This window comes from Mycobacterium sp. KBS0706, from assembly GCF_005938675.2.
GTDB lineage: Bacteria > Pseudomonadota > Alphaproteobacteria > DSM-16000 > Inquilinaceae > Inquilinus.
Window position 1 is genome coordinate 71,698 of the sequence record NZ_VCCH02000027.1, and the last position, 19,349, is coordinate 91,046.

The window sequence follows — 19,349 nt, forward strand, 5'->3', positions numbered from 1 at the left end:
GTTTCTCCCGGCGATGGATCTTGGTATCCTCCGCTCCGCTCGAGGAGCGACCACAGATCGCCGGAGGTCCAGCCGGCGGTTTGCGGTGCATTAAGCAGCTTTGCCTACTTCAATCGGCGTTGACGCAATTGTGTTTGAATGTGAGTAATATGTTAAATTTGTTTGATCGACTACCGGATAAGATATTTCGGCCGTTGGCGGCGTCCAATCGCCGATTTTACGCGGCGCTTCTGCTGCATCTCTATGATCGCACCTTTGGCTCAGTCGGAGATACTCCACGTCGAGTGGATGTTATTGCAGAGATTGGCGACTTCATCGAGCTCTATAGCGTGACGAATGGTCCGCTGGAGGAAGATGCCGAGATCACGGCCGAGCAGCGGCGCGCCGCCTCGCGCGAGGCCAAGGGACAGGACCTGCGTCGGTACTTCGCCTTTGCGTATCTGGTCGACTCCGGCTGGCTGGTCGAGATGCGCGACCGGTTTCGCAAGCTGGTCGATCTCGCTCCGGAAGGCCGGCTTCTGCTGCGGGAATTCCAGAAGATCGTGTCCGGCGACACGCGCTCCTATGGCGGAGCCGTCCTCAACGTCCTGGGCAGCCTGGAGACGGCCGCCGCCAATCCCGACGACCGCTCCGAAGGCATTCGCAACGCCTGGCAGTTCTCCCTTGATTTCTCCCACCACCTGCGGACGCTCGCGGCCCAGATGCGGCGCGTCGAGGAGCATGTGCTGTCGCAGGAAGGCCTGCGCAGCCTGTTCCGGGCTTTCTTCGAGGACTTCGTCTCGAAATACCTGATCGAGGACTACAAGACCCTCTACACCAAGAACAACCCGTTCCGCTTCCGCTACGACATCCTCGAGCGGGTTCGCCTGATCGAAGGCGATCCGCTGCTGCTCACCCGGCTGGCGCGGGCCTATGTCCGGGAGGGGCGGGGTGCCGTCGACGCCGTCGCCGAGCAGGCGATCCTGCATGAGCTGCAGGAGGTCTACCGTGTCTTCGACGGCATCGACCGGCAGCTCGACGTCATCACCGAAACGCAGCTCCGGATCGAGCGCAAGATCCAGACGGTCGTCCGTTATATGGATCGGCATGATGGGGGCGCGATCGAGCGGGCCACCCAGGCGCTGCAGAAGCTCGGCGGCGCCGGCATCGATCCGGCGGGCGAGATCCCGATCGATCCATATCTCTTCATCCTCGACCCATTGCTGGGCGGCGACATCCTCTATACCCAGCGGGCCCCGAAACGGGCGATCGGCCGTTCCCGCCTTCGCGAGGTGCCGATCGACCCGGCCCTGCAGGCCTTCCATCGAGCCAAGCTCGACTACGCCAAGCGGGTGGCGGTCTCACCCAAGCGGATCCAAGATTTCCTGGTCCGGGTCCTGGAGGGGCGCACGGCCATCCGCGGCAGCGAGATCCCGGTGGAGGGAGTCGACGATTTCGTGGTGTTCCAGCGGCTGCGTGACGTCCCGTTCATGTTCGATGGGCTCCTGGCCCGCGAGTTCCAGGTGACACTGCTGGAGCGGCGCGCCGCCAATGAATGGCTGGATTTTCCCGATTTCGAGATCAGGCGTCTTGACCGCAGGGAAGCACAGCATGCTGGGTGAACTGAAGGAACTACGCGATCTCGTCGATCTGCAGGACGACCATCGCCCAGGGCGAGGCATGCCGGAGCCACCGACTGAAGAAGAAGTGACGCGCTGCATCCAGGTTCTGATGTCGCGGCAATGCATCTATCCGCATCAGCATCACCTTGCCAGGTCCTACAACATCATGGCCACGGTCGAGTACCAGGGCTTCTTCCGGAAATATTTTTCTGCCATGGGGCTCGATTTCCATTTCGACACCCGGTCTCGCATGGTTGCCTTGCGGTTTCCCGCGGTGGAGAGGCGCCGGTACGACTGGCAGGCGAGCCGACTGAAGCGGGACGAGACCCTGGTTTTGCTCGCCCTCAAGCTCGCCTATGAGGAGGGCTTCCGAGCCAACATCATGGGGGCTCGGGGCGACGTGGAGATTACGACCAACGACCTGGTCGACAAGCTCGAGATGCTCGCCCGCGTGACGATCGAGGAAACTCGCCTGAACGAGATTCTCGGTCTGCTCAAGCGCAAGGGTGTGCTCGAACTGGGAGAGCGCGATCCGGTGGAGCGTGTCCGCCCCCTGACCATCCTGTCGGGCATCGAGGTCGCGGTGCCGGAATCATACGTCCAGCAGATCAGCGATTGGGTTGATCAGCTGCCGGCGGCCGCGCCCGATTCCGTCGAGCCCGGCGACGGCAGTGAAGGTGGCGACGACGAGAGCGATCCTGTGAACCCCGGGGCGGTCGACTAATGTATCAACTCACGCGCATCAGCCTGATCAACTGGTATCTGGTCTCGGCGCGGGATGTCGAGATCCGCGACGCCACGGCGTTCATCGGCCCCACCGGCGCAGGCAAGACCTCGATCCTGGACGCCATCCAGACGGTGATCTGCGGCGGCAGCCATCGCCATGTGCATCCGAACGCCTCGGCGAGCGGCAAGTCCGACCGCAAGATCATCGACTATTGCCTCGGCTATCTGGTCCCCAAGGCGGATGGCGGCGAGCCGCTGCGAACCGACTGCGAGTCGATCCTGGCGCTGACCTTCGGCGAGGAGCGGTTCGACGGCACGCGTCACGACATCGCCGTCGGGCTGGCCATGACCGCGCGCCAGGAGGATTCGCGCGAAGTCATCCTCACCCGCTTCATCGCGCCGGGGCACGCCTTCTCGGTCGAGCGCTGGAAGGATGTCGATGAGGAGGGGAGCTATATCCGTCGCTGGGAGGAGATCGAGCGGGAGCTCAAGCGAATCTGCCCTGAGATGCGCCCCTATCGCCACGGCGCGGAGCGCTTCGTCGCCGATATGCTGGCCGTGATGCGCCCTCGCGGCAAGCAGCCCGATGCCCGGCATGTGCTGCAGGCCTTCTCCAACGCGGTCACCTTCAAGCCGATCTTCGATCCGACGCAGTTCTGCCGCGCCTATATCCTCGAGCCGGACCCGCTGGAGGTCGAACGAGTCCGGGAGTCGATCGCCCGCTGGCGCGAGATGGTGGCGACGATCCAGACGATCGAGGAGAAGCTGAAGCGGCTCAGATCGGTGCGGCAGCGCTACGCCCAATGGGGCGAGGCCTTGATCGGCCGGGCCTCCGATCTGTGGGGGCGCGGTTGCGCCCGGGTCGAGATCGACCGCCTCGGCCTGCGCAAGGCCGGCCGTGCCCTGGAGGCCGTGAGGAGCCGTCGGAACAACGAGGAGGCGCTGCAGAAGGCTCAGGGCCGCGCCCTCGAAGAGGCCGAGCAGGAGCTGAAGCAGAAGCAGGCGACGCTTGCTGCGGCCGGGCTTCAGGACAGGCTCGGCCGGATCGGTCTCGAGCGGGAGCTGGCACTGAAGGATCTGAAGCCGCTCGAGACCCAGGCGGCCTCAGTGCGGGAGGTCCTGCAGCTCGCGGCCAATCTGCGTGAAGCCCGGCCCTTCATCTCCGGGTCTGCGTGGTCGATCGTACAGGCGGCGAGCGAGGCCCTGGCCCGGCTGCAGTGGACGCCGGGGCTGGACTGGCTGCCGCGACACGGCCGCGACGTCGCCGCGTGCCTCGCCAGAGTCGTCACGCTGGCGGCGCTGCCCGAGACGTTGGATCCCCAGATCGCGCATCAGCTCACCGAGCTCGGACGCCTCCGGGGCGAGCGCGACGCCGCACGGGATAACCTGGCCCGCTTGGCCTCCGGGGCCACGCCCCTGTCCCGGCACACACAGGCTTTCCGCCGGCTGCTCGGCGAGGCGGGGATCGAGGCGACGCCGCTCTGCGACGTGGTCGAAATCACCGACGAATCCTGGCAATTCGCCGTCGAGGCGCTGCTGGGGAACGGCCGCGAGGCCCTGATCGTCGATCCGGTGCGGGTCGGCGAGGCGAACGAGCTGCTGTACCGCAACCGCAATCAGGCCGGACTGCACAATTGCCGGCTGGTGAAGACCACGCGCACGCACACCGTGCGCACCCAGGTAGATCGCGATAGCCTGGCCGCCGTCGTCCGAAGCGACGATCCGCATGCGCTCGCCTATGTCGCGACCCATCTCGGCGGTTTCCGGATGGTGGACGGTGAGGCCGAGCTGGAGCGTGCCGACCGGGCGGTGATGCGCAACGGCAAGACCACCTCCGGCCTGGCTTATTCCGTCCAGCGTGACCTCGCGCTGATCATCGGCCGCCGGGCGCGGGAGGAGACGGCCGAGGCGCTGCGGCGCATCGTCGACGACCTCGCCGGGCAGATCGCCGATCTCACGCGGGACCTCAAGCTGCTGGAAGGGGCTCGGCGAGTCGCCGACCGGTTGGCGACCTTCCAGGTCGACGTCGAGGAGATCGCCCTTCGGCACGACGAGATCCGGCGGACGCTCGAGGAGCTGGACCGGCGCCAGCAGAGCGTGTTGTCCGAGGAAGAGGCCAGGCTGGTCGCCGAGATCGAAGGCCTCAAGACTGAGATCTCGGAGTACAAGGCTGAGCTGCGGCAGATCGACGAGGCCCTGAAGTCCGCCATCCAGGAGGTCGGCCGGGCCGAGAGCGAGCACGGCTCGGCCCGCCGGGCGCTTAAGGCCTCCGTCACGGTCAAGCGGCAGGCCGCGGCGAACTTTGCGGATTCCGAGCTCGAGGGCGTTCTCGAGTGGGCCGACGCTGAGACCCGCAGCGGCGTCCTTGGCGCGGTCAACCCTTGTCTGGCGCAACGCTTGCAGCTCGCCGACGACGGCCGGAAGGCGATCGCTGTGTTCGAGGAGCAGTACCGGATCCATGATGCGGCGCTGCACAACATCGACACCCGGGTTGCTCGGCTGGCCAACTCGGCCCGAACCGGTTTCGATGACTACCTCAGGGACTACGGCATCGAGCGGCCGATCACCGACCAGCAGCCGTTCACGGCCGACTACGCCTGGGTGGTACGCTATCAGATCCGGCTCGAGCAGAATGAGCTCAGGGCGTATCGCGAGCAGGCGGAGCGCGCCGAGAAGGAGATGTACTTCACCTTGAAGGAAGACCTTCTCGCCAAGCTGAACTCGAAGTTCCAGAAGCTCGACATCCAACTGCGGACGCTCAATCAGCAGCTGAAGCGCCACCGCTTCACCGGCCAGTTCTATAAGTTCCGGAAGAAGCCGGATCCGGCCTATGACCGGATACGGCGCTTGGCGATCGAGGTCGGTAGCAATCCGGAGCAGGCCCAGGCGATCGTCGAGGGACGCGCGGGCGACCTGGCGTTGCAGGCGGCGATGAGCGAGCTGAACGAGTATCTGGAGCACACCGGCGGCAGCGGCCTGGAGGACTACCGGAACTACTTCACCTACGACTTGGTGATGTTCCCGCCCGAGGCGCAGGACGACGATTCTCCGGAGATCCAGGACGAGGACTTCAAGCGGAAAGGGCTGATCTCGCTCAGCGCCCGCGCCACCGTGGCGTCGGGCGGGGAGGGGGAGGCCCCGTTCTATGTCGCCATCGCCGCATCCCTGACGCTCGCCTATTACCCCGGCGGCCACCCGGGGGCGACACCCAGCGGGATGGGGCTGGTGCTGTTCGACGAAGCGTTCAAGAAGCTCGACATCCCGAACACCCAGTCCCTGATCCGCTTTTTCAAGGATCTCGGCCTCCAGATCGTTCTCGCTGCACCCGAGGACAAGCGGCCGACCTTCACTGAAGTGCTGGATTGCATCGTGGCCGTGAACAAGGACCCGGTCCATCAGGTCGTGCATCTCGATTCGGAGTTCCCGACCCCCTATGCGCGGGAGCAGATGGGTGCCATCAATCCCGAGCACGTCGGGATCGAGGGTTATCGCCGCCGGCTGACCGAGGGGGTGGATGCCTAGGGAGGGGCTCGCTTTCGCCAACCGTCTGCTGCATCGCCTGCTCGACCGGGTCGAGCTTCGGCCGGAACGCAAGCAGCGCGTCATCGAGCGTCTGCCCGCCCGATCCTGGCTGTCGGAGGACCGAGAGGATCTGCACGCGCGCCTTGCGGCGGCCGAGGCGGAGGGCGGCATCAGCCTCGAATGGGGTAAGGGGGCGAACCGGCACAATATAGACGCCGCGGTTCTGAAAGACCCGGACCGCCTCTATCGATTCCTCGGCCGCATTCCGCTGGCGGTTCGCGCGGAGGCAGCGGCCGCCGCGCTCCGGGACCGGCTCGCGGGTCAGCCGCAGCAGCTGGCTGCGGTGCTCGACGAGCTCGTCGCAGGCTGGCGGGTGGGCCGGACCCTCGTCCGTGACCTGGTCCCCGATGATCCGGATGCCGTGGTCAAGGTGTTCGCGGCGGCGGCCGCATTGCTCCAGCGGTCCATGGACGGGTTGGATCTTCGGACGTTCTCGCGCCGGACGACGGGGGACAGCAAGTTCCTGGAGCGGAACAAGGCGAAGATCATCGATGTGCTGCGGCAGGCCGAGGCCTTTCCCGACGATCTTGATGCCGACGAGGTTCTGGCCGTCCACGGCATCCTCAAGCATCCGCAGCCCTGCCTGCTGGCGGGAGCCGTGACGTATCGGGGCGCGCCGCTGCCGGCGGATCCGTTCCTCGGAATCGCGCCGGAGATGATCGACGGCATCGGCGTCGCCGCCCGGCCGCGCTGGATCCTGACGATCGAGAACCTGGCGAGCTTCAATCGGCAGGTCCGCGAGGCGGCCGATGGTGGGGTGGTCGTCTATACCGGCGGGTTCCCGAGCGATGCGGCCCTGTGGCTCATCCTGAAGATCGCCGGGGCGGCCGATGGTCCGATCTTCCACTGGGGCGATATCGACGGGGGTGGCATCAAGATCGCATACCGCCTGGAAACCGCCCTGGCACGGGTCGGCCGGCGATTGGCCCTGCATCTCATGAGCCCTGAGATCGCCCGCACCTGCGGCGTGAAATGCGAGCCGGCGGCTCCGTTTAGGCACGTTCCAGCCGACAGCATAGTCACGTCGCTCGCGGAGTTTCTCGCTGGCCCGGATGCTCACCAGCTTGAGCAGGAGGAGCTGGATCCGGTGAGTCCTTTGCCGATCGACAGCTGAGGGGGCGCCTCGGACGATCGCTCATCCATCAGGCTCCGGCGCTCACTCCCCGCGCAGCACGGTGGTGGAGAGTGGTGGCAGGGAGATCACCAGTCGGTCGTGGCCCTCCGCCTCGCGGATCGTCACGGGCGGCCGCTCGGCGGCGATGCCGCCGCCGCCATAGACCCGAGCATCGGAGCTCAGGATCTCCCGCCACCGCCCCATCGGCGGGACCCGGATGCCGTAATCTGTCCGCGGCACCGGGGTGAAGTTGCACACCACCAGGATCGGCGGGTCGCCTTCCGCGCCCAGCCGCAGATAGGCGAAGACGCTGGCCTCGGCGTCGCCGGCCACGGTCCAGGCGAAGCCGGCGGGCTCGGCGTCGCGCCGGTGCAGCGCCGGCTCGGCCCGATAGATCCGGTTCAGGTCGCGGACCAACCGCTGCAGGCCGCGATGCAGCGGATCGTCCAGCAGGCGCCAGTCCAGCTGGGCGTCGTGGTTCCACTCCCGCTCCTGGCCGAACTCGCCGCCCATGAACAGCAGCTTCTTGCCCGGCGAGCTCCACATGAAGCCGAAATAGGCGCGCAGATTGGCGAAGCGCTGCCAAGTGTCGCCCGGCATGCGGCCCAGCAGCGAGCCTTTGCCGTAGACCACCTCGTCATGCGACAGCGGCAGCACGAAGCGCTCGCTGAAGGCGTAGAGCAGGCCGAAGGTCATCGCATTGTGGTGGTATTTGCGATGGATCGGGTCGTGCGCCATGTAGCCGAGCGTGTCGTGCATCCAGCCCATGTTCCATTTGAAGGAGAAGCCGAGGCCGCCCTCCGATTCCGGGGCGGTGACGCCGGGCCAGGCGGTCGATTCCTCGGCGATCACCACGGCGCCGGAGTGGCGCTCGGCCACCAGCGCGTTCAGCCGGCGCAGGAAGGCGATCGCCTCCAGGTTCTCGCGACCGCCATGGGCGTTGGGGATCCACTCGCCGGGCTTGCGGCTGTAGTCGCGGTACAGCAGCGAGGCCACCGCGTCCACCCGCAGCCCGTCGAGATGATAGCGGTCCAGCCATTCCAGCGCGCTGGCCAGCAGGAAGCCGGCCACCTCCGCCCGGCCGAGATTGTAGATCCAGGTGTTCCAGTCGCGGTGGAAGCCCTCGCGCTCATCCTCGTGCTCGTAGAGGGCGGTGCCGTCGAAGCGGTGCAGCCCGTGGGCGTCGCCGGGGAAATGCGCCGGTACCCAGTCCAGCAGCACGCCGATGCCGGCCCGGTGGCAGGCGTCGACGAAGCGGGCGAAGGCCTCCGGCGGGCCGAACCGCGCGGTCGGCGCGAACAGGCCGAGCGGCTGGTAGCCCCAACTGCCGGTGAAGGGGTGCTCGGTGATCGGCATCAGCTCGAGATGGGTGAAGCCCATGCCGGCGACATAGGGCACCAGCCGCTCCGTCAGCCCGTCCCAGTTGAGCGGCCTGCCGTCCTCGCCGTGCAGCCAGGACCCGGCATGCAGCTCGTAGATCGAGATCGGGGCCGAGGCCGCCTGCCGCTCGGCCCGCCCCTGCATCCACTCGCCATCGGTCCAGCGGAAGGGCAGGGGCAGCGGCACCACCGAGGCGGTGCGCGGCGGCGCCTCGGTCTCGCGGGCCAGCGGGTCGGCGCGCTGCGGCAGCGCATGGCCGTGCCGGTCCACCAGCTCGAACTTGTAGAGATCGCCATCGGCGACGCGCGGGATGAACATCTCCCACACCCCGCCGTGATGGCGCAGCCGCATCGGGTGGCGCCGTCCGTCCCAGCTGTTGAACGCGCCGACCACCGAGGCGCGCTGGGCATTCGGCGCCCAGACGGCGAAGCGGGTGCCCTCGACCCCGTCGATCGTCACCACCCGGGCACCCAGGCAATGCCGCACCGCCTCGGGGTCGCCCGCGGCCAGGCCGTTCAAATCGGCATCGCTCAGCAGGATCCCGAAGCCATAGGGGTCCTCGGTCTCCTGCACCGCGCCGCCCGGCCAGGTGATGCGCAGCAGATAGGGCTCGTCCTCGTCCAGGACGCCGGCGAAAACCCCGGTCGGGTGGACCAACTTCAGCGTCGCCAGGCGGCGTCCGCCCGTCCGCGCCACCGCCTCGACCCTGTCGGCATTGGGCAGGCAGGCGCGGACCACGGTGCCGTCCCCGGTCGGATGGGGGCCGAGCACCGCGAAGGGATCGCCGTGGCGTCCCGCCGCGATCGCGTCCAGGGCGGCGGGATCGAGGCCGGTCGGCAGCGCGACATCAGGCATGGGTCAGAACCTTCGCTTCGGCGGCGAGCTGGTCGAGAAGGGCGGCCAGGCCGCGGATCGGCAGGCCGATCCAGCCAGGCCGGTTCGCCGCCTCGTAGCGGATCTCGTAGGCCGCCTTCTGCAGCGAGAACAAAGCGATCAGCGCCTCCTCGGCCTCCGGCGTCGCCCAGGGATGCGACGCCGCCCGGGCGACGTCGCGATAGGCGTCGAGGAAAGCCTTGGAGGCCTCGTCCCGGTACCGTTGCAGCAGGGCGGTCCGCTGCTCCCGCATCGCCTCGGGGATGGAATCGCGAGTGGCGTCGTCGGCGGTGGCCGCGGCGTAGTCGATCGACCGCAGCAGGCCGGCGACGTCGCGCAGCGGGCTCGATTTGTGCCGGCGCTCGGCGATCGGCCGGGTCGGCTCGCCCTCGAAATCGATCAGATAGGCGTCGCCCTGCGCCACCAGAACCTGGCCGAGATGGAAGTCGCCATGGACCCGGGTCTGCAGCGACCCCCGCCCGGCCGCGGCCAGGCGTTCGACCAGCCGCGCCAGGCCGTCCCGGCCAGCCAGCAGCCGCTTCGCCGCCACCTCCGTCGGGGCGTCCGGCCAGTCGCGCATCGCCGCGACCGTGGCGAGTGCGCCGTCGATCTCGACCCGCGCCTCCTCGACCCACGCCGCCACCGTCTTCGCATCGACAGGCTCGGGCGCGAAGGCGGGATCGTCGGAGGGCTGGGCCAGGACGGTGTGGATCTCCGCCAGCCGCCGTCCGATCGCCGCGGCGAAGCCGGCCTCGTCGGCGAAGCCATCCCCGTCGGCGGCGCCCTCGGTCAGGGTCATCTCGTCGACGGTCCGGCGGAGGTTGTCCAGGCTCCAGCCCCAGCCGTCGCCCTGGTTGCGGACGAAGCCCTGGACGATCGCCAGGGTCCGCGGCTCGCCGTCGGCGCCGATCCGCACCACCTCGCCGAACAGCGGGGCGATGTTGCTGGCGCCGTGCTCGGTCAGGTAGCGCCCCATCTCGGCTTCGGGATGGATGCCGGGGCGGATGCGCCGGATCACCTTCAGCACCAGCTTGTCGCCCAGCACCAGCGAGCTGTTCGACTGCTCTGCCGCCAGCCACTGGATCTCGGTATCCGGCGGCAGCTCGAACCCCTCCATCCGCGTCGTCGGCCGGAACCGGATCTCGCCATCATCGGTGGGGACCGTGCGGCCGGCCTGCAGCCCCTCGATCATGGCCAGCGGCAGGTCGCGCAGCGAGAAGGCATCGGTCAGGAAGCCGACGCGGCGGCCGCGCCGGACCCGGGCGACCGCCAACTGCTGCTGCAGCGCCGGCAGGCCGTTATCCTCCCAGGCGATGCCGAGCGGCACCTGGTAGCAATCGGTCGTGCCGCCGGCGGTCGCCTCCACCTGGGCCAGCATCAGATCGGTCCCGGGCAGCGGCGTCGCCTTGGCGATATGGACGCTGTCGATGCGCCGGTCCTTGGCCGCGAACCAGCGGCGCTTCGGCAGGTAGGCCGGCAGGCTCTCGCCCTCCAGGATCTGCCGCGACGCCGGTGACAGCACATCGGCCAGCCCGTCGCGCAGCACCAGGGTGACGAATTCCGGCATCTGCTCCGGCGGCTCGTGGTGCCAGCGCGGCGCCGTGGCGTCGGCGTGCAGATGGAACCAGTAGAAGCCGTAGGGCGGCAGGGTCAGCAGATAGGTCAGCTGGCCGATCGGCGGGAACACGGTGTCGCCGGTCATCTCGACCGGCGAGCGGCCCTCGAAATCGGCGAGGTCCAGCTCGACCGCCTGCGGCGCGCGCGACAGGTTGGCGACGCACAGGATGGTCTCGTCCTCGAAGCTGCGCAGATAGGCCAGGATCTTGCGGTTGCCGGGGTAGAGGAAGCGCAGCGTGCCGCGGCCGAAGGCGCGGTGCCGGCGGCGCAGCGCCAGCATCCGGCGGGTCCAGTTCAACAGCGAATGCGGGTCGCGCCCCTGGGATTCGACGTTCACGGCCGGAAAGCCGTAGAGGGCATCCATGATCGCCGGCAGCACCAGCTTCTCCGGATCGGCGCGGGAGAAGCCGCCGTTGCGGTCGGGCGACCATTGCATCGGCGTGCGCACCCCGTCGCGGTCGCCGAGATGGATGTTGTCGCCCATGCCGATCTCGTCGCCGTAATAGAGGACGGGCGTCCCCGGCATCGACAGCAGCAGGCTGTTCATCAGCTCCATGCGCCGGCGGTCGCGCTCCAGCAGCGGCGCCAGGCGGCGGCGGATGCCGAGATTGATCCGGGCGCGCCGGTCGGCGGCATAGGTCTCCCACAGATAGTCGCGCTCGCTGTCGGTCACCATCTCGAGCGTCAGCTCGTCATGGTTGCGCAGGAAGATCGCCCATTGGCAGTTCTCCGGGATCTCCGGCGTCTGGCGCATGATGTCGCTGATCGGGAACCGGTCCTCGCGCGCGATCGCCATGTACATCCGCGGCATCAGCGGGAAGTGGAACGCCATGTGGCATTCGTCGCCGCGGCCGAAATACTCCTGCGTGTCCTCCGGCCATTGATTGGCCTCGGCCAGCAGCATGCGGCCCGGGTAATGCGTGTCGAGATAGGCGCGGATCTGCTTCAGCACCGCATGGGTCTCGGGCAGGTTCTCGTTCGAGGTGCCCTCGCGCTCGACCAGATAGGGGATGGCGTCGAGGCGCAGCCCGTCGACGCCGAGGTCGAGCCAGAACCGCATCACCCGCAGCACCGACGCCAGCACCCGCGGGTTGTCGAAGTTCAAATCCGGCTGGTGTGAGTAGAAGCGGTGCCAGAAATAGGCGCCGGCCACCGGGTCCCAGGTCCAGTTTGACGTCTCGGTGTCCAGGAAGATGATCCGGGTGCCCGTATAGGCCTGGTCGGTGTCGGACCAGACATAGAAGTTCCGCGCGGCGGAGCCGGGCTTGGCCCGCCGCGCCCGCTGGAACCAGGGGTGCTGGTCGGAGGTGTGGTTGATCACCACCTCGGTGATCACGCGCAGGCCGCGGCGGTGCGCCTCGGCGATGAAGCGGCGCGCATCGGCCATCGTGCCGTAATCCGGATGCACCTCGGTATAAGCGGCGATGTCGTAGCCGTCGTCGCGCCGCGGCGAGGGATAGAAGGGCAGCAGCCACAGCGTGTCGACGCCCAGGCTGGCGATGTAGTCCAGCTTCGAGATCAGCCCCTTGAAATCGCCGACCCCATCGTCATTGGCATCGAAGAACGACTTCACATGCAGCTGGTAGATGACCGCGTCCTTGTACCAGGACGTGTCTTCGAAGCCGGGGGCGGGGGAACGCTTGAGCATGTCACACCTCCTGCGCCGGACGGACGCGCCAGATCGCGAAGGGAAGGGCGGGATCGAGGCGGATGTGCTGGATCTTGCCGTGCCAGGTGAACGCCTCGCCGGTGATCAGGTTCTCGGCCGCCAGGGCGCCGTCATCCGGCAGGCCCCATTCCCACAACGGGATCTCGATATCGGCCTCCTGCGGCCGGTGCGGGTCGAGATTGATCGCGACCAGCAGGACGTTGCCGCGGTCGGGCGTCGCCTTGCCGTAATAGAGGATGCTGTCGTTGAAGGCGTTGTAGAAGGTCAGCCCGAGATGGCTGTGCAGCGCCGGGTTGGCGTGGCGGATCCGGTTCAGCCGGGTGATCTCGGCGACGATGTTGCCGGGCCGGTCCAGGTCCCAGACGCGCAGCTGGTACTTCTCGCTGTCGAGATACTCCTCCTTGCCCGGGACGGCTTGGGCCTCGCACAGCTCGAAGCCGTTATACATGCCCCACAGCCCGGACAGCGTCGTCGCCAGCGCGGCGCGGATCAGGAAGCCCGGGCGGCCGCTGGTCTGCAGGAATTGCGGGTTGATGTCCGGCGTGTTGACGAAGAAGTGCGGCCGGAAGAAGTCCTTCGGCGCCGTCGTGGTCAGCTCGGTCAGGTAGCTGGTCAGGTCCGCCTTGCTGTTGCGCCAGGTGAAGTAGGTGTAGCTCTGCGAGAAGCCGATCTTGGCCAGCCGGTACATCACCTTCGGCCGGGTGAAGGCCTCGGCCAGGAACACCACGCCCGGATCGCGGCTGCGGATGTCGGCGATCAGCCACTCCCAGAACGGGAAGGGCTTGGTGTGCGGGTTGTCGACCCGGAACAGCCGCACGCCCTCGCCGACCCAGAAGGCGACGATGTCGCGCAGGGCTCGCCACATGTCGGGCAGCGCCGCCTCGGCGTAGAACTCGACATTGACGATGTCCTCGTATTTCTTCGGCGGGTTCTCGGCGTAGCGGATGGTCCCGTCCGGCCGCCAGCCGAACCAGCCTGGATGTTCGCGCAGCCAGGGATGGTCGGGGGAGCATTGAATGGCGAAGTCCAGCGCCAGCTCCAGCCCGTGCTCCGCCGCCGCGTCGCGCAGCCGGCGGAAATCCTCAATGGTGCCGAGCTCGGGGTGGATCGCGTCATGGCCCCCTTCCTCCGAGCCGATGGCGTAGGGGCTGCCGGGATCGTCCGGCCCGGGGGTCAGGCTGTTGTTGCGGCCCTTGCGGTTCTTCCGGCCGATCGGGTGGATCGGCAGCAGGTACAGGACGTCGAAGCCCATGGCGCGGATCGCCGGCAGCCGCGGGATCACGTCGTCGAAGGTGCCGTGCCGGTTGAGGTCGCCGCTCTGCGACCGCGGGAACAGCTCGTACCAGCTGGCGAAGCCGGCGGCGCGGCGCTCGGCATCCACCGCCTGCGGCGGGTCCTGGCGGATGGCGAAGGGCCGCCGGTCGGCCCTGGCCATCAGCGCCGCCGTCTCCGGCGCCTGCAGCCGCGCCAGCCGCTCCGCCGGCGCGGCCTCGGTGAAGCCGGCCAGCAGCGCGTCCAGCTCGGCCCGGATCCGGCCCCGGGCGGGGGGCTTGGCCTGCTCGACCAGCAGCCGGCCTTCCTCGATCTCGACGGTCAGGTCCAGCCCGGCCAGCTGCTTCTTGCGCAGGTCGGACAGGTAGGTGCCGAACACATCGCGCCAAGCCTCGACGGCGAAGAGGTAGCGGCCCACCCGCTCCAGCGGGAACTCCCCCGCCCAGCGGTCGTTGCCGGCCGGCGCCATGCGCTGCTCGCGCCAGGCCCGCTCATCCTCCGGCCGCCACAGCAGGGCGACGGCGGTGATCTCGTGCCCGTCGGTGATCACGTCGGCCTCGACCCGGACGCTCTCGCCGGCGGTGCGCCGGACCGGGAAGCGGGCGTGGCCGGGGGAGGGGGAGACCGCCTCGATCGCGACCCGCGGGGCACGGACGGCGCGCGCCAGGTCCAACTCGGCGATGCGCGACGGGGCGGCGGCAACCGGCGCGGCGCGCGGCGCCTCCAGCACCCGGGTCTCGCCCGGATCGAGCGTGACCGGGCCGTCCAGCCCCGCCGGCGTACCGCCCAGCTTGTCCGTGAACGGCCCGAAATCCCCGCCGATGCCGCGCAGCACCGGCGCCGGCTGCAGCGTCGCCGGCCGGTGCAGGTCGGTGTTAGCCAGGATCAGCTCGGCCCGGTCCGGCGCCGCACCGGCCGCGGTGCGCAGCAGGGCGACCACCGTGGCCTCCGGGCCGGTCAGGTCGCGCAGCGCGGCGGCCTTGCCGTCCGTCCGGCCCAGGGCCGTGATCGCGGTCGCTATCTCTTCGCTCAGGTCGAAGGGCGCCGTCTCGCGTGCCCAGCGCAACTCGGAATCGGCCGGGCCGATCGGGGTCTCGCGGGCGGCGAGCTCGAAGCCCATCGGCAGCAGCAGGCCGTCGCCCGCGGCGACCGCCAGCCGCAGCGATCGCCGGTAGGCCCGGCGCAGCAGGGTCGGATGCCGGACGATGGCGGCCAGGCGCGGCCCGGCGATCGGCTCTGGCGTGGTGATGGCCGGCAGGACGGGCGCGGCCATCTCGGGCGGCGATCGCCTCCAGCTGTCGAGCAATCCGGCAGTGGAGAGGGTGGCGTCGAAGCCGCTGTCCCGCAGCAGGGTCTGGTCGGTCGCGGGATCGGCCCAGGTGCCGAACCAGATGCCGGGCGCCTCCTGGCGGGTCCCGGCGATGACGCCCGCCCACTGTCGGGCCTCGTCCGCATCGGAGACACCGCAGACGAAGCCGCCGATGCCCGCCTTCACCAGCGCCGCGAGTGCGCGCGACAGCCCGGCATCCTTGCGCAGCACGACATCTCCGCGCTCCGGCGCCCGGCGCGGATCCGGCGGCTCTTCGCCCGGCGGCGTCTCCCCCGCGTCCACAGGCACGATCCGGCCCGCCAGGTCGAGGATGACGCCCAGCCCGTGGCTGCGGCAGGCCGCGACGACGGCGTCCAGCCCGGCCGATCCCCAGGAGTCCGGCGAGGCCGCGATCATGACGTGGCCGAACCCCATCCGCGCGACATGCGGCAGGATGGCGCTCAGGAATTGGGGCGGGATCGCCTCGGGCCCGGCCGGGATGGAGTAGAGGTGGCGAGGTCGCGATCCGGGCGTGGGGAGGCTATCGTGGGTATTTTGGCGCGACCGAAGGGCCTGTACGGGCATTGTCCACCCTCCCGACAGTTGGCTTCTGTCGTGGTGAACGCGGGTCGCGTCGTGGCGGTTCCTGTCTTTTCAGAATGGCCGCGCCTGTCGTCATGGAGCGGCTGGTTAAGGGTGAACGGCAAACAGGGGGCAACTCTTATAGACTGCGATTCAATTTTTAATTGTCATGCCCGGGCTTGACCCGGGCATCCAGGGAATGTCGAAGCCGCTCTGGGTGGCCCCTGGATCGCCGGGTCAAGCCCGGCGATGACAACAAAAATGGCCGGCCCGCCGCAGAGGTCAGCGCGGCGCGTACTGTTCGTCGGTCACGTGCTCCAGCCAGTCGACATTCTTGCCGTCCAGCGACTCCGAAATGGCGACATGGGTCATGGCCGTGGTCGCGGTGGCGCCGTGCCAGTGCTTCTCGCCGGGCGGGATCCAGACCACGTCGCCGGGGCGGATCTCCTCGAGCGGGCCGCCCTCGCGCTGGATCCAGCCCTGGCCGGTGGTCACGATCAGCGTCTGGCCCAGCGGATGGGTGTGCCAGGCGGTGCGGGCGCCGGCCTCGAAGCTGACGATCGCGCCGCCGACCCGCGCCGGATCGGTGCGCTGGAAGCGCGAGGCGATCCGGACCGTGCCGGTGAAGTACTCCGCCGGGCCGGGCTGGGCGGGCGTCGCGCCGTGGCGAACGATGTCCAATGTCGTGCTCCCTTGCGTCTCGGAACCCTCGCCCGACGGCAGCCCGCGCGCCTCGAACACCGGCTTGGCGACCGGGATCGCGGACATCGCCCTGGGCCAGCCGGCATAGAAGGCGAGATGGGTGATGACCTCAGACAACTGCGCCTGGGTCAAGCCGTTGTCGAGCCCTCGGTTCATGTGGCCCGTCAGCTGCGCCGTCTGGCCGGTCGCGATCAGGGCCGCGATCGTCACCAGGCTGCGGTCCCGCGGCGACAGGCCGGGCCTGGCCCAGACATCCGCGAACAGCACCTCGTCGGTGTAGTCGGCCAGCGCCGGCGCCACCGCCCGGACATCGGGCGGGGCCACTCGCGGGACAGCCGGTTTCCGCTCCTCCGCCTGGGCCGATGCGGCCAGGGAGGCCATGGCGAGCAGGGTGGCGGGCAGCTTCATCGGTCAATCTCCGTCGTCCGTCGGGGAGTTCGGAAGATGGGCCGTGCGGCATCGGGCCATTAGAGCCGCGGGGGCGCATGGAGCTATCGATCGGGCTCATCAATGCAGCCGCGGATCTCCGCGATAGCGCAGCGTGTCGATCAGCAGCGACAGCGCCGGCGAGCATTGCCGGCGGCTGGTGTAGTACAGGTGATAGCCCGGGAAGGGCGCGCACCAATCCTCCAGCACGCGCACCAGCCGCCCCGCCGCGACATGGTCCTGTACCTGGTCCTCCGGCATGTAGCCCAGGCCGAGCCCGTCCAGCACCGCGTTCAGCCGCAGGGCGATGGTGTTGAACACCAGCTGCCCCTCGACCCGCACCTTCAGCTCGTGCCCGTCGCGCTCGAACTCCCAGGCATACAGCCCGCCATAAGTCGGCAGGCGAATGGTGATGCAGTTGTGGCCCGTCAGCTCCTGCGGCGTCCGCGGCGGCGGCCGGCGCGCGAAATAGGCCGGCGACCCGACCACCGCCATCCGCATGTCCGGGCCGATGCGCACCGCGATCATGTCCTTCGCCACCTGCTCGCCGAGGCGAACGCCGGCGTCGTAGCGCTCGGCGACGATGTCGGTCAGCCCGTAATCGACGTTGATCTCCAACCGGATGTCCGGATAGTCCGGCAGCAGCTTCGCCACCGCCGGCCACAGGATCGTATCGGCCGAATGCTCTCCCGCGGTGATGCGGACGGTGCCGGCCGGCTTGTCGCGCAGCGCGCTCACCGCCGCCAGCTCGGCCTCGATCTCCTCGAAGCGTGGGCCGAGGCTCAGGACCAGGCGCTGCCCGGCCTCGGTCGGGGCGACGCTGCGCGTGCTGCGGGTCAGGAGCCGCAGGCCCAGCCGTTCCTCGAGCCCGCGGATGGTGTGGCTCAGCGCCGACTGGGAGACCCCGAGCTGCGCCGCGGCCCGGGTGAAGCTGCGCTCGCGCGCGACCGCCAGGAAGGCGACCAGGTCATTGAGGTTCTCCCGCGGCATTCATGAGCGTCCGTGATAAGTCCATGCCAATTCTAGCATCTAATCGCAAGGCGCCGCGCGTCCCAGATTCTGGCCGACACATTCAGGAGACAGGACATGCAGAAGCGCAAACTGGGCCGCGGCGGCCTCGAAGTGTCGGCCCTTGGCCTCGGCTGCATGGGGCTCAGCTTCGGCTATGGCCCGGCGGTCGAGACGGCGGCGGGGATCGCGCTGATCCGCAAGGCCGTCGATCTCGGCGTCACCTTCTTCGACACGGCGGAGGTCTACGGCCCCTTCACCAATGAGGCGCTGGTCGGCGAGGCGCTGGCCCCGGTCCGCGACCAGGTGGTGATCGCCACCAAATTCGGCTTCGACATCGATCCGGAGACCGGCAAGCAATCCGGCCTGAACAGCCGGCCGGAGCATATCCGCCAAGTCGCCGAGGCCTCGCTGAAGCGGCTCCGCACCGACGTCATCGACCTGTTCTACCAGCATCGCGTCGACCCGAATGTGCCGATCGAGGACGTCGCCGGCGCGGTCAAGGATCTGATCCGCGAGGGCAAGGTCCGCCACTTCGGCCTGTCCGAGGCCGGCGCCGAGACAATCCGGCGCGCTCATGCGGTGCAGCCGGTCGCGGCGCTGCAGAGCGAATATTCGCTGTGGTGGCGCGAGCCGGAGGCGGAGATGCTGCCGGTGCTCGAGGAGCTCGGCATCGGGCTGGTCCCGTTCAGCCCGCTCGGCAAAGGCTTCCTCACCGGCGCGATCAGCGACAGCACGACCTTCGACAGCGGCGACTTCCGCAACATCGTGCCGCGCTTCTCGGCCGAGGCGCGCAAGGCGAACCAGGCGCTGGTCGACCTGCTGGGCGCCATCGCAGCCCGCAAGCGGGTGACCTCGGCCCAGATCGCGCTCGCCTGGCTGCTGGCGCAGAAGCCCTGGATCGTGCCGATCCCCGGCACCACCAAGCCGCACCGGCTGGAGGAGAATGTCGGCGCGGCGGCGGTCGAGTTGACCGCCGAGGAGCTGCGCGACATCGACGACGCCCTCTCCGGCATCGCCGTGCAGGGCGCCCGCTACCCGGAGCATCTGCAGCGGCTGGTGGGGCGCTGACTCGCGGCTAGCGCGTTCGCCTTACTTCCCCCAATCCGTCATCCCCGCGAAAGCGGGGATCTCGCAACGCTTTCACCGGATAGAGATTCCCGCTTGCGCGGGAATGACGGCAAAGGGATAGCTCGCTACCGCATCCCCTGGGCGATGCGGTCGGCAAGTTCGCCCAGCGCATCGCTCATGGCCCGGACCTCGGTGGCGATGCTGTCGTCGGCCGGGCGGCGGGTGATGCGGGCCGTTTCCGTCTTGGCCCGGCCACCGGATTTGCGCCGCAGCCGCCACTGCGCCTCCAGCACCACCGTGCCGTCGGCCTCTGGGTCGAAGCGGCTGAGCGCCAGCTCGACCGTCAGCGCCTCGTCGCCGGATAGCGTCCGGCTGGTGGTGACCACCGAGCCGGACGGAAGCCGCGCCGTCAGGTCG

At 68.8% G+C, this 19,349-nt stretch carries 11 protein-coding genes and 1 pseudogene; 5 read left to right on the plus strand and 7 right to left on the minus strand.

The annotated features are described in order from the left end of the window. Positions 1-20: 20 nt before the first annotated feature. The 4 genes from FFK22_RS16660 to FFK22_RS16675 are packed head-to-tail and all read left to right on the plus strand — an operon-like array spanning position 21 to position 7,023. Positions 21-1,601, plus strand: coding sequence for a Wadjet anti-phage system protein JetA family protein (locus FFK22_RS16660; protein WP_138891318.1), 1,581 nt, complete (start codon positions 21-23; stop codon positions 1,599-1,601). Further along, on the plus strand, positions 1,591-2,325 hold the full coding sequence (locus FFK22_RS16665; RefSeq protein ID WP_186002498.1) for a DUF4194 domain-containing protein: 735 nt from the start codon (positions 1,591-1,593) through the stop codon (positions 2,323-2,325). Before FFK22_RS16660 ends, FFK22_RS16665 begins: the two co-directional genes overlap by 11 nt. Next, positions 2,325-5,849 carry an ATP-binding protein gene (locus FFK22_RS16670; RefSeq protein ID WP_138891316.1) on the plus strand — a complete coding sequence of 1,175 codons (3,525 nt, stop codon included), beginning with the start codon at positions 2,325-2,327 and terminating at the stop codon, positions 5,847-5,849. The genes FFK22_RS16665 and FFK22_RS16670 overlap by 1 nt, the downstream gene beginning before the upstream one ends. Then, a complete protein-coding gene (locus FFK22_RS16675) occupies positions 5,842-7,023 on the plus strand; it encodes a Wadjet anti-phage system protein JetD domain-containing protein (RefSeq protein WP_138891315.1) in 1,182 nt (393 codons plus the stop codon). Before FFK22_RS16670 ends, FFK22_RS16675 begins: the two co-directional genes overlap by 8 nt. Positions 7,024-7,065: 42 nt before the next feature. Here the strand turns inward: FFK22_RS16675 and glgB are convergent, their stop codons facing one another. The 6 genes and pseudogenes from glgB to FFK22_RS16700 all read right to left on the minus strand — a co-directional run bounded on the left by glgB (position 7,066) and on the right by FFK22_RS16700 (position 17,843). After that, positions 7,066-9,258: a 1,4-alpha-glucan branching protein GlgB gene (gene glgB / locus FFK22_RS16680; RefSeq protein ID WP_138891314.1), complete on the minus strand. Its 2,193-nt coding sequence runs from the start codon at positions 9,256-9,258 to the stop codon at positions 7,066-7,068. Continuing rightward, positions 9,251-10,843 (minus strand): putative maltokinase, encoded by a 1,593-nt coding sequence (locus tag FFK22_RS44435; RefSeq protein ID WP_306770120.1) that lies wholly within the window; start codon positions 10,841-10,843, stop codon positions 9,251-9,253. The genes glgB and FFK22_RS44435 overlap by 8 nt, the downstream gene beginning before the upstream one ends. Positions 10,844-10,882: 39 nt before the next feature. Further along, positions 10,883-12,541: pseudogene (treS, locus tag FFK22_RS44440) on the minus strand (maltose alpha-D-glucosyltransferase); the annotation flags it as partial. A 1-nt stretch (position 12,542) separates the two neighbouring features. Beyond that, positions 12,543-15,728 carry an alpha-1,4-glucan--maltose-1-phosphate maltosyltransferase gene (locus FFK22_RS16690; protein WP_138891312.1) on the minus strand — a complete coding sequence of 1,062 codons (3,186 nt, stop codon included), beginning with the start codon at positions 15,726-15,728 and terminating at the stop codon, positions 12,543-12,545. 279 nt (positions 15,729-16,007) lie between these two features. After that, positions 16,008-16,835 (minus strand): carboxymuconolactone decarboxylase family protein, encoded by an 828-nt coding sequence (locus FFK22_RS44445; protein WP_138891311.1) that lies wholly within the window; start codon positions 16,833-16,835, stop codon positions 16,008-16,010. Between the two features lie 99 nt (positions 16,836-16,934). After that, on the minus strand, positions 16,935-17,843 hold the full coding sequence (locus FFK22_RS16700) for a LysR family transcriptional regulator (RefSeq protein WP_138891310.1): 909 nt from the start codon (positions 17,841-17,843) through the stop codon (positions 16,935-16,937). A gap of 96 nt (positions 17,844-17,939) precedes the next feature. Here FFK22_RS16700 and FFK22_RS16705 point away from each other — a divergent pair, with 96 nt between their 5' ends. Continuing rightward, positions 17,940-18,932: an aldo/keto reductase gene (locus FFK22_RS16705; protein ID WP_138891309.1), complete on the plus strand. Its 993-nt coding sequence runs from the start codon at positions 17,940-17,942 to the stop codon at positions 18,930-18,932. 125 nt (positions 18,933-19,057) lie between these two features. Here FFK22_RS16705 and FFK22_RS16710 read toward each other — a convergent pair. After that, positions 19,058-19,349: membrane integrity-associated transporter subunit PqiC (locus FFK22_RS16710; protein ID WP_186002499.1), on the minus strand; the 292-nt coding region annotated here is incomplete at its 5' end.

Excerpts from the sequence above, each read along its gene's own strand:
- FFK22_RS16665 (WP_186002498.1), top strand. The coding sequence starts at position 1,591 with ATGCTGGGTGAACTGAAGGAACTACGCGATCTCGTCGATCTGCAGGAC.
- FFK22_RS16670 (WP_138891316.1), top strand. The coding sequence starts at position 2,325 with ATGTATCAACTCACGCGCATCAGCCTGATCAACTGGTATCTGGTCTCG.
- FFK22_RS16675 (WP_138891315.1), top strand. The coding sequence starts at position 5,842 with ATGCCTAGGGAGGGGCTCGCTTTCGCCAACCGTCTGCTGCATCGCCTG.
- glgB (WP_138891314.1), bottom strand. The coding sequence starts at position 9,258 with ATGCCTGATGTCGCGCTGCCGACCGGCCTCGATCCCGCCGCCCTGGAC.
- FFK22_RS44435 (WP_306770120.1), bottom strand. The coding sequence starts at position 10,843 with ATGCCGGAATTCGTCACCCTGGTGCTGCGCGACGGGCTGGCCGATGTG.
- FFK22_RS16690 (WP_138891312.1), bottom strand. The coding sequence starts at position 15,728 with ATGCCCGTACAGGCCCTTCGGTCGCGCCAAAATACCCACGATAGCCTC.
- FFK22_RS44445 (WP_138891311.1), bottom strand. The coding sequence starts at position 16,835 with ATGAAGCTGCCCGCCACCCTGCTCGCCATGGCCTCCCTGGCCGCATCG.
- FFK22_RS16700 (WP_138891310.1), bottom strand. The coding sequence starts at position 17,843 with ATGCCGCGGGAGAACCTCAATGACCTGGTCGCCTTCCTGGCGGTCGCG.
- FFK22_RS16705 (WP_138891309.1), top strand. The coding sequence starts at position 17,940 with ATGCAGAAGCGCAAACTGGGCCGCGGCGGCCTCGAAGTGTCGGCCCTT.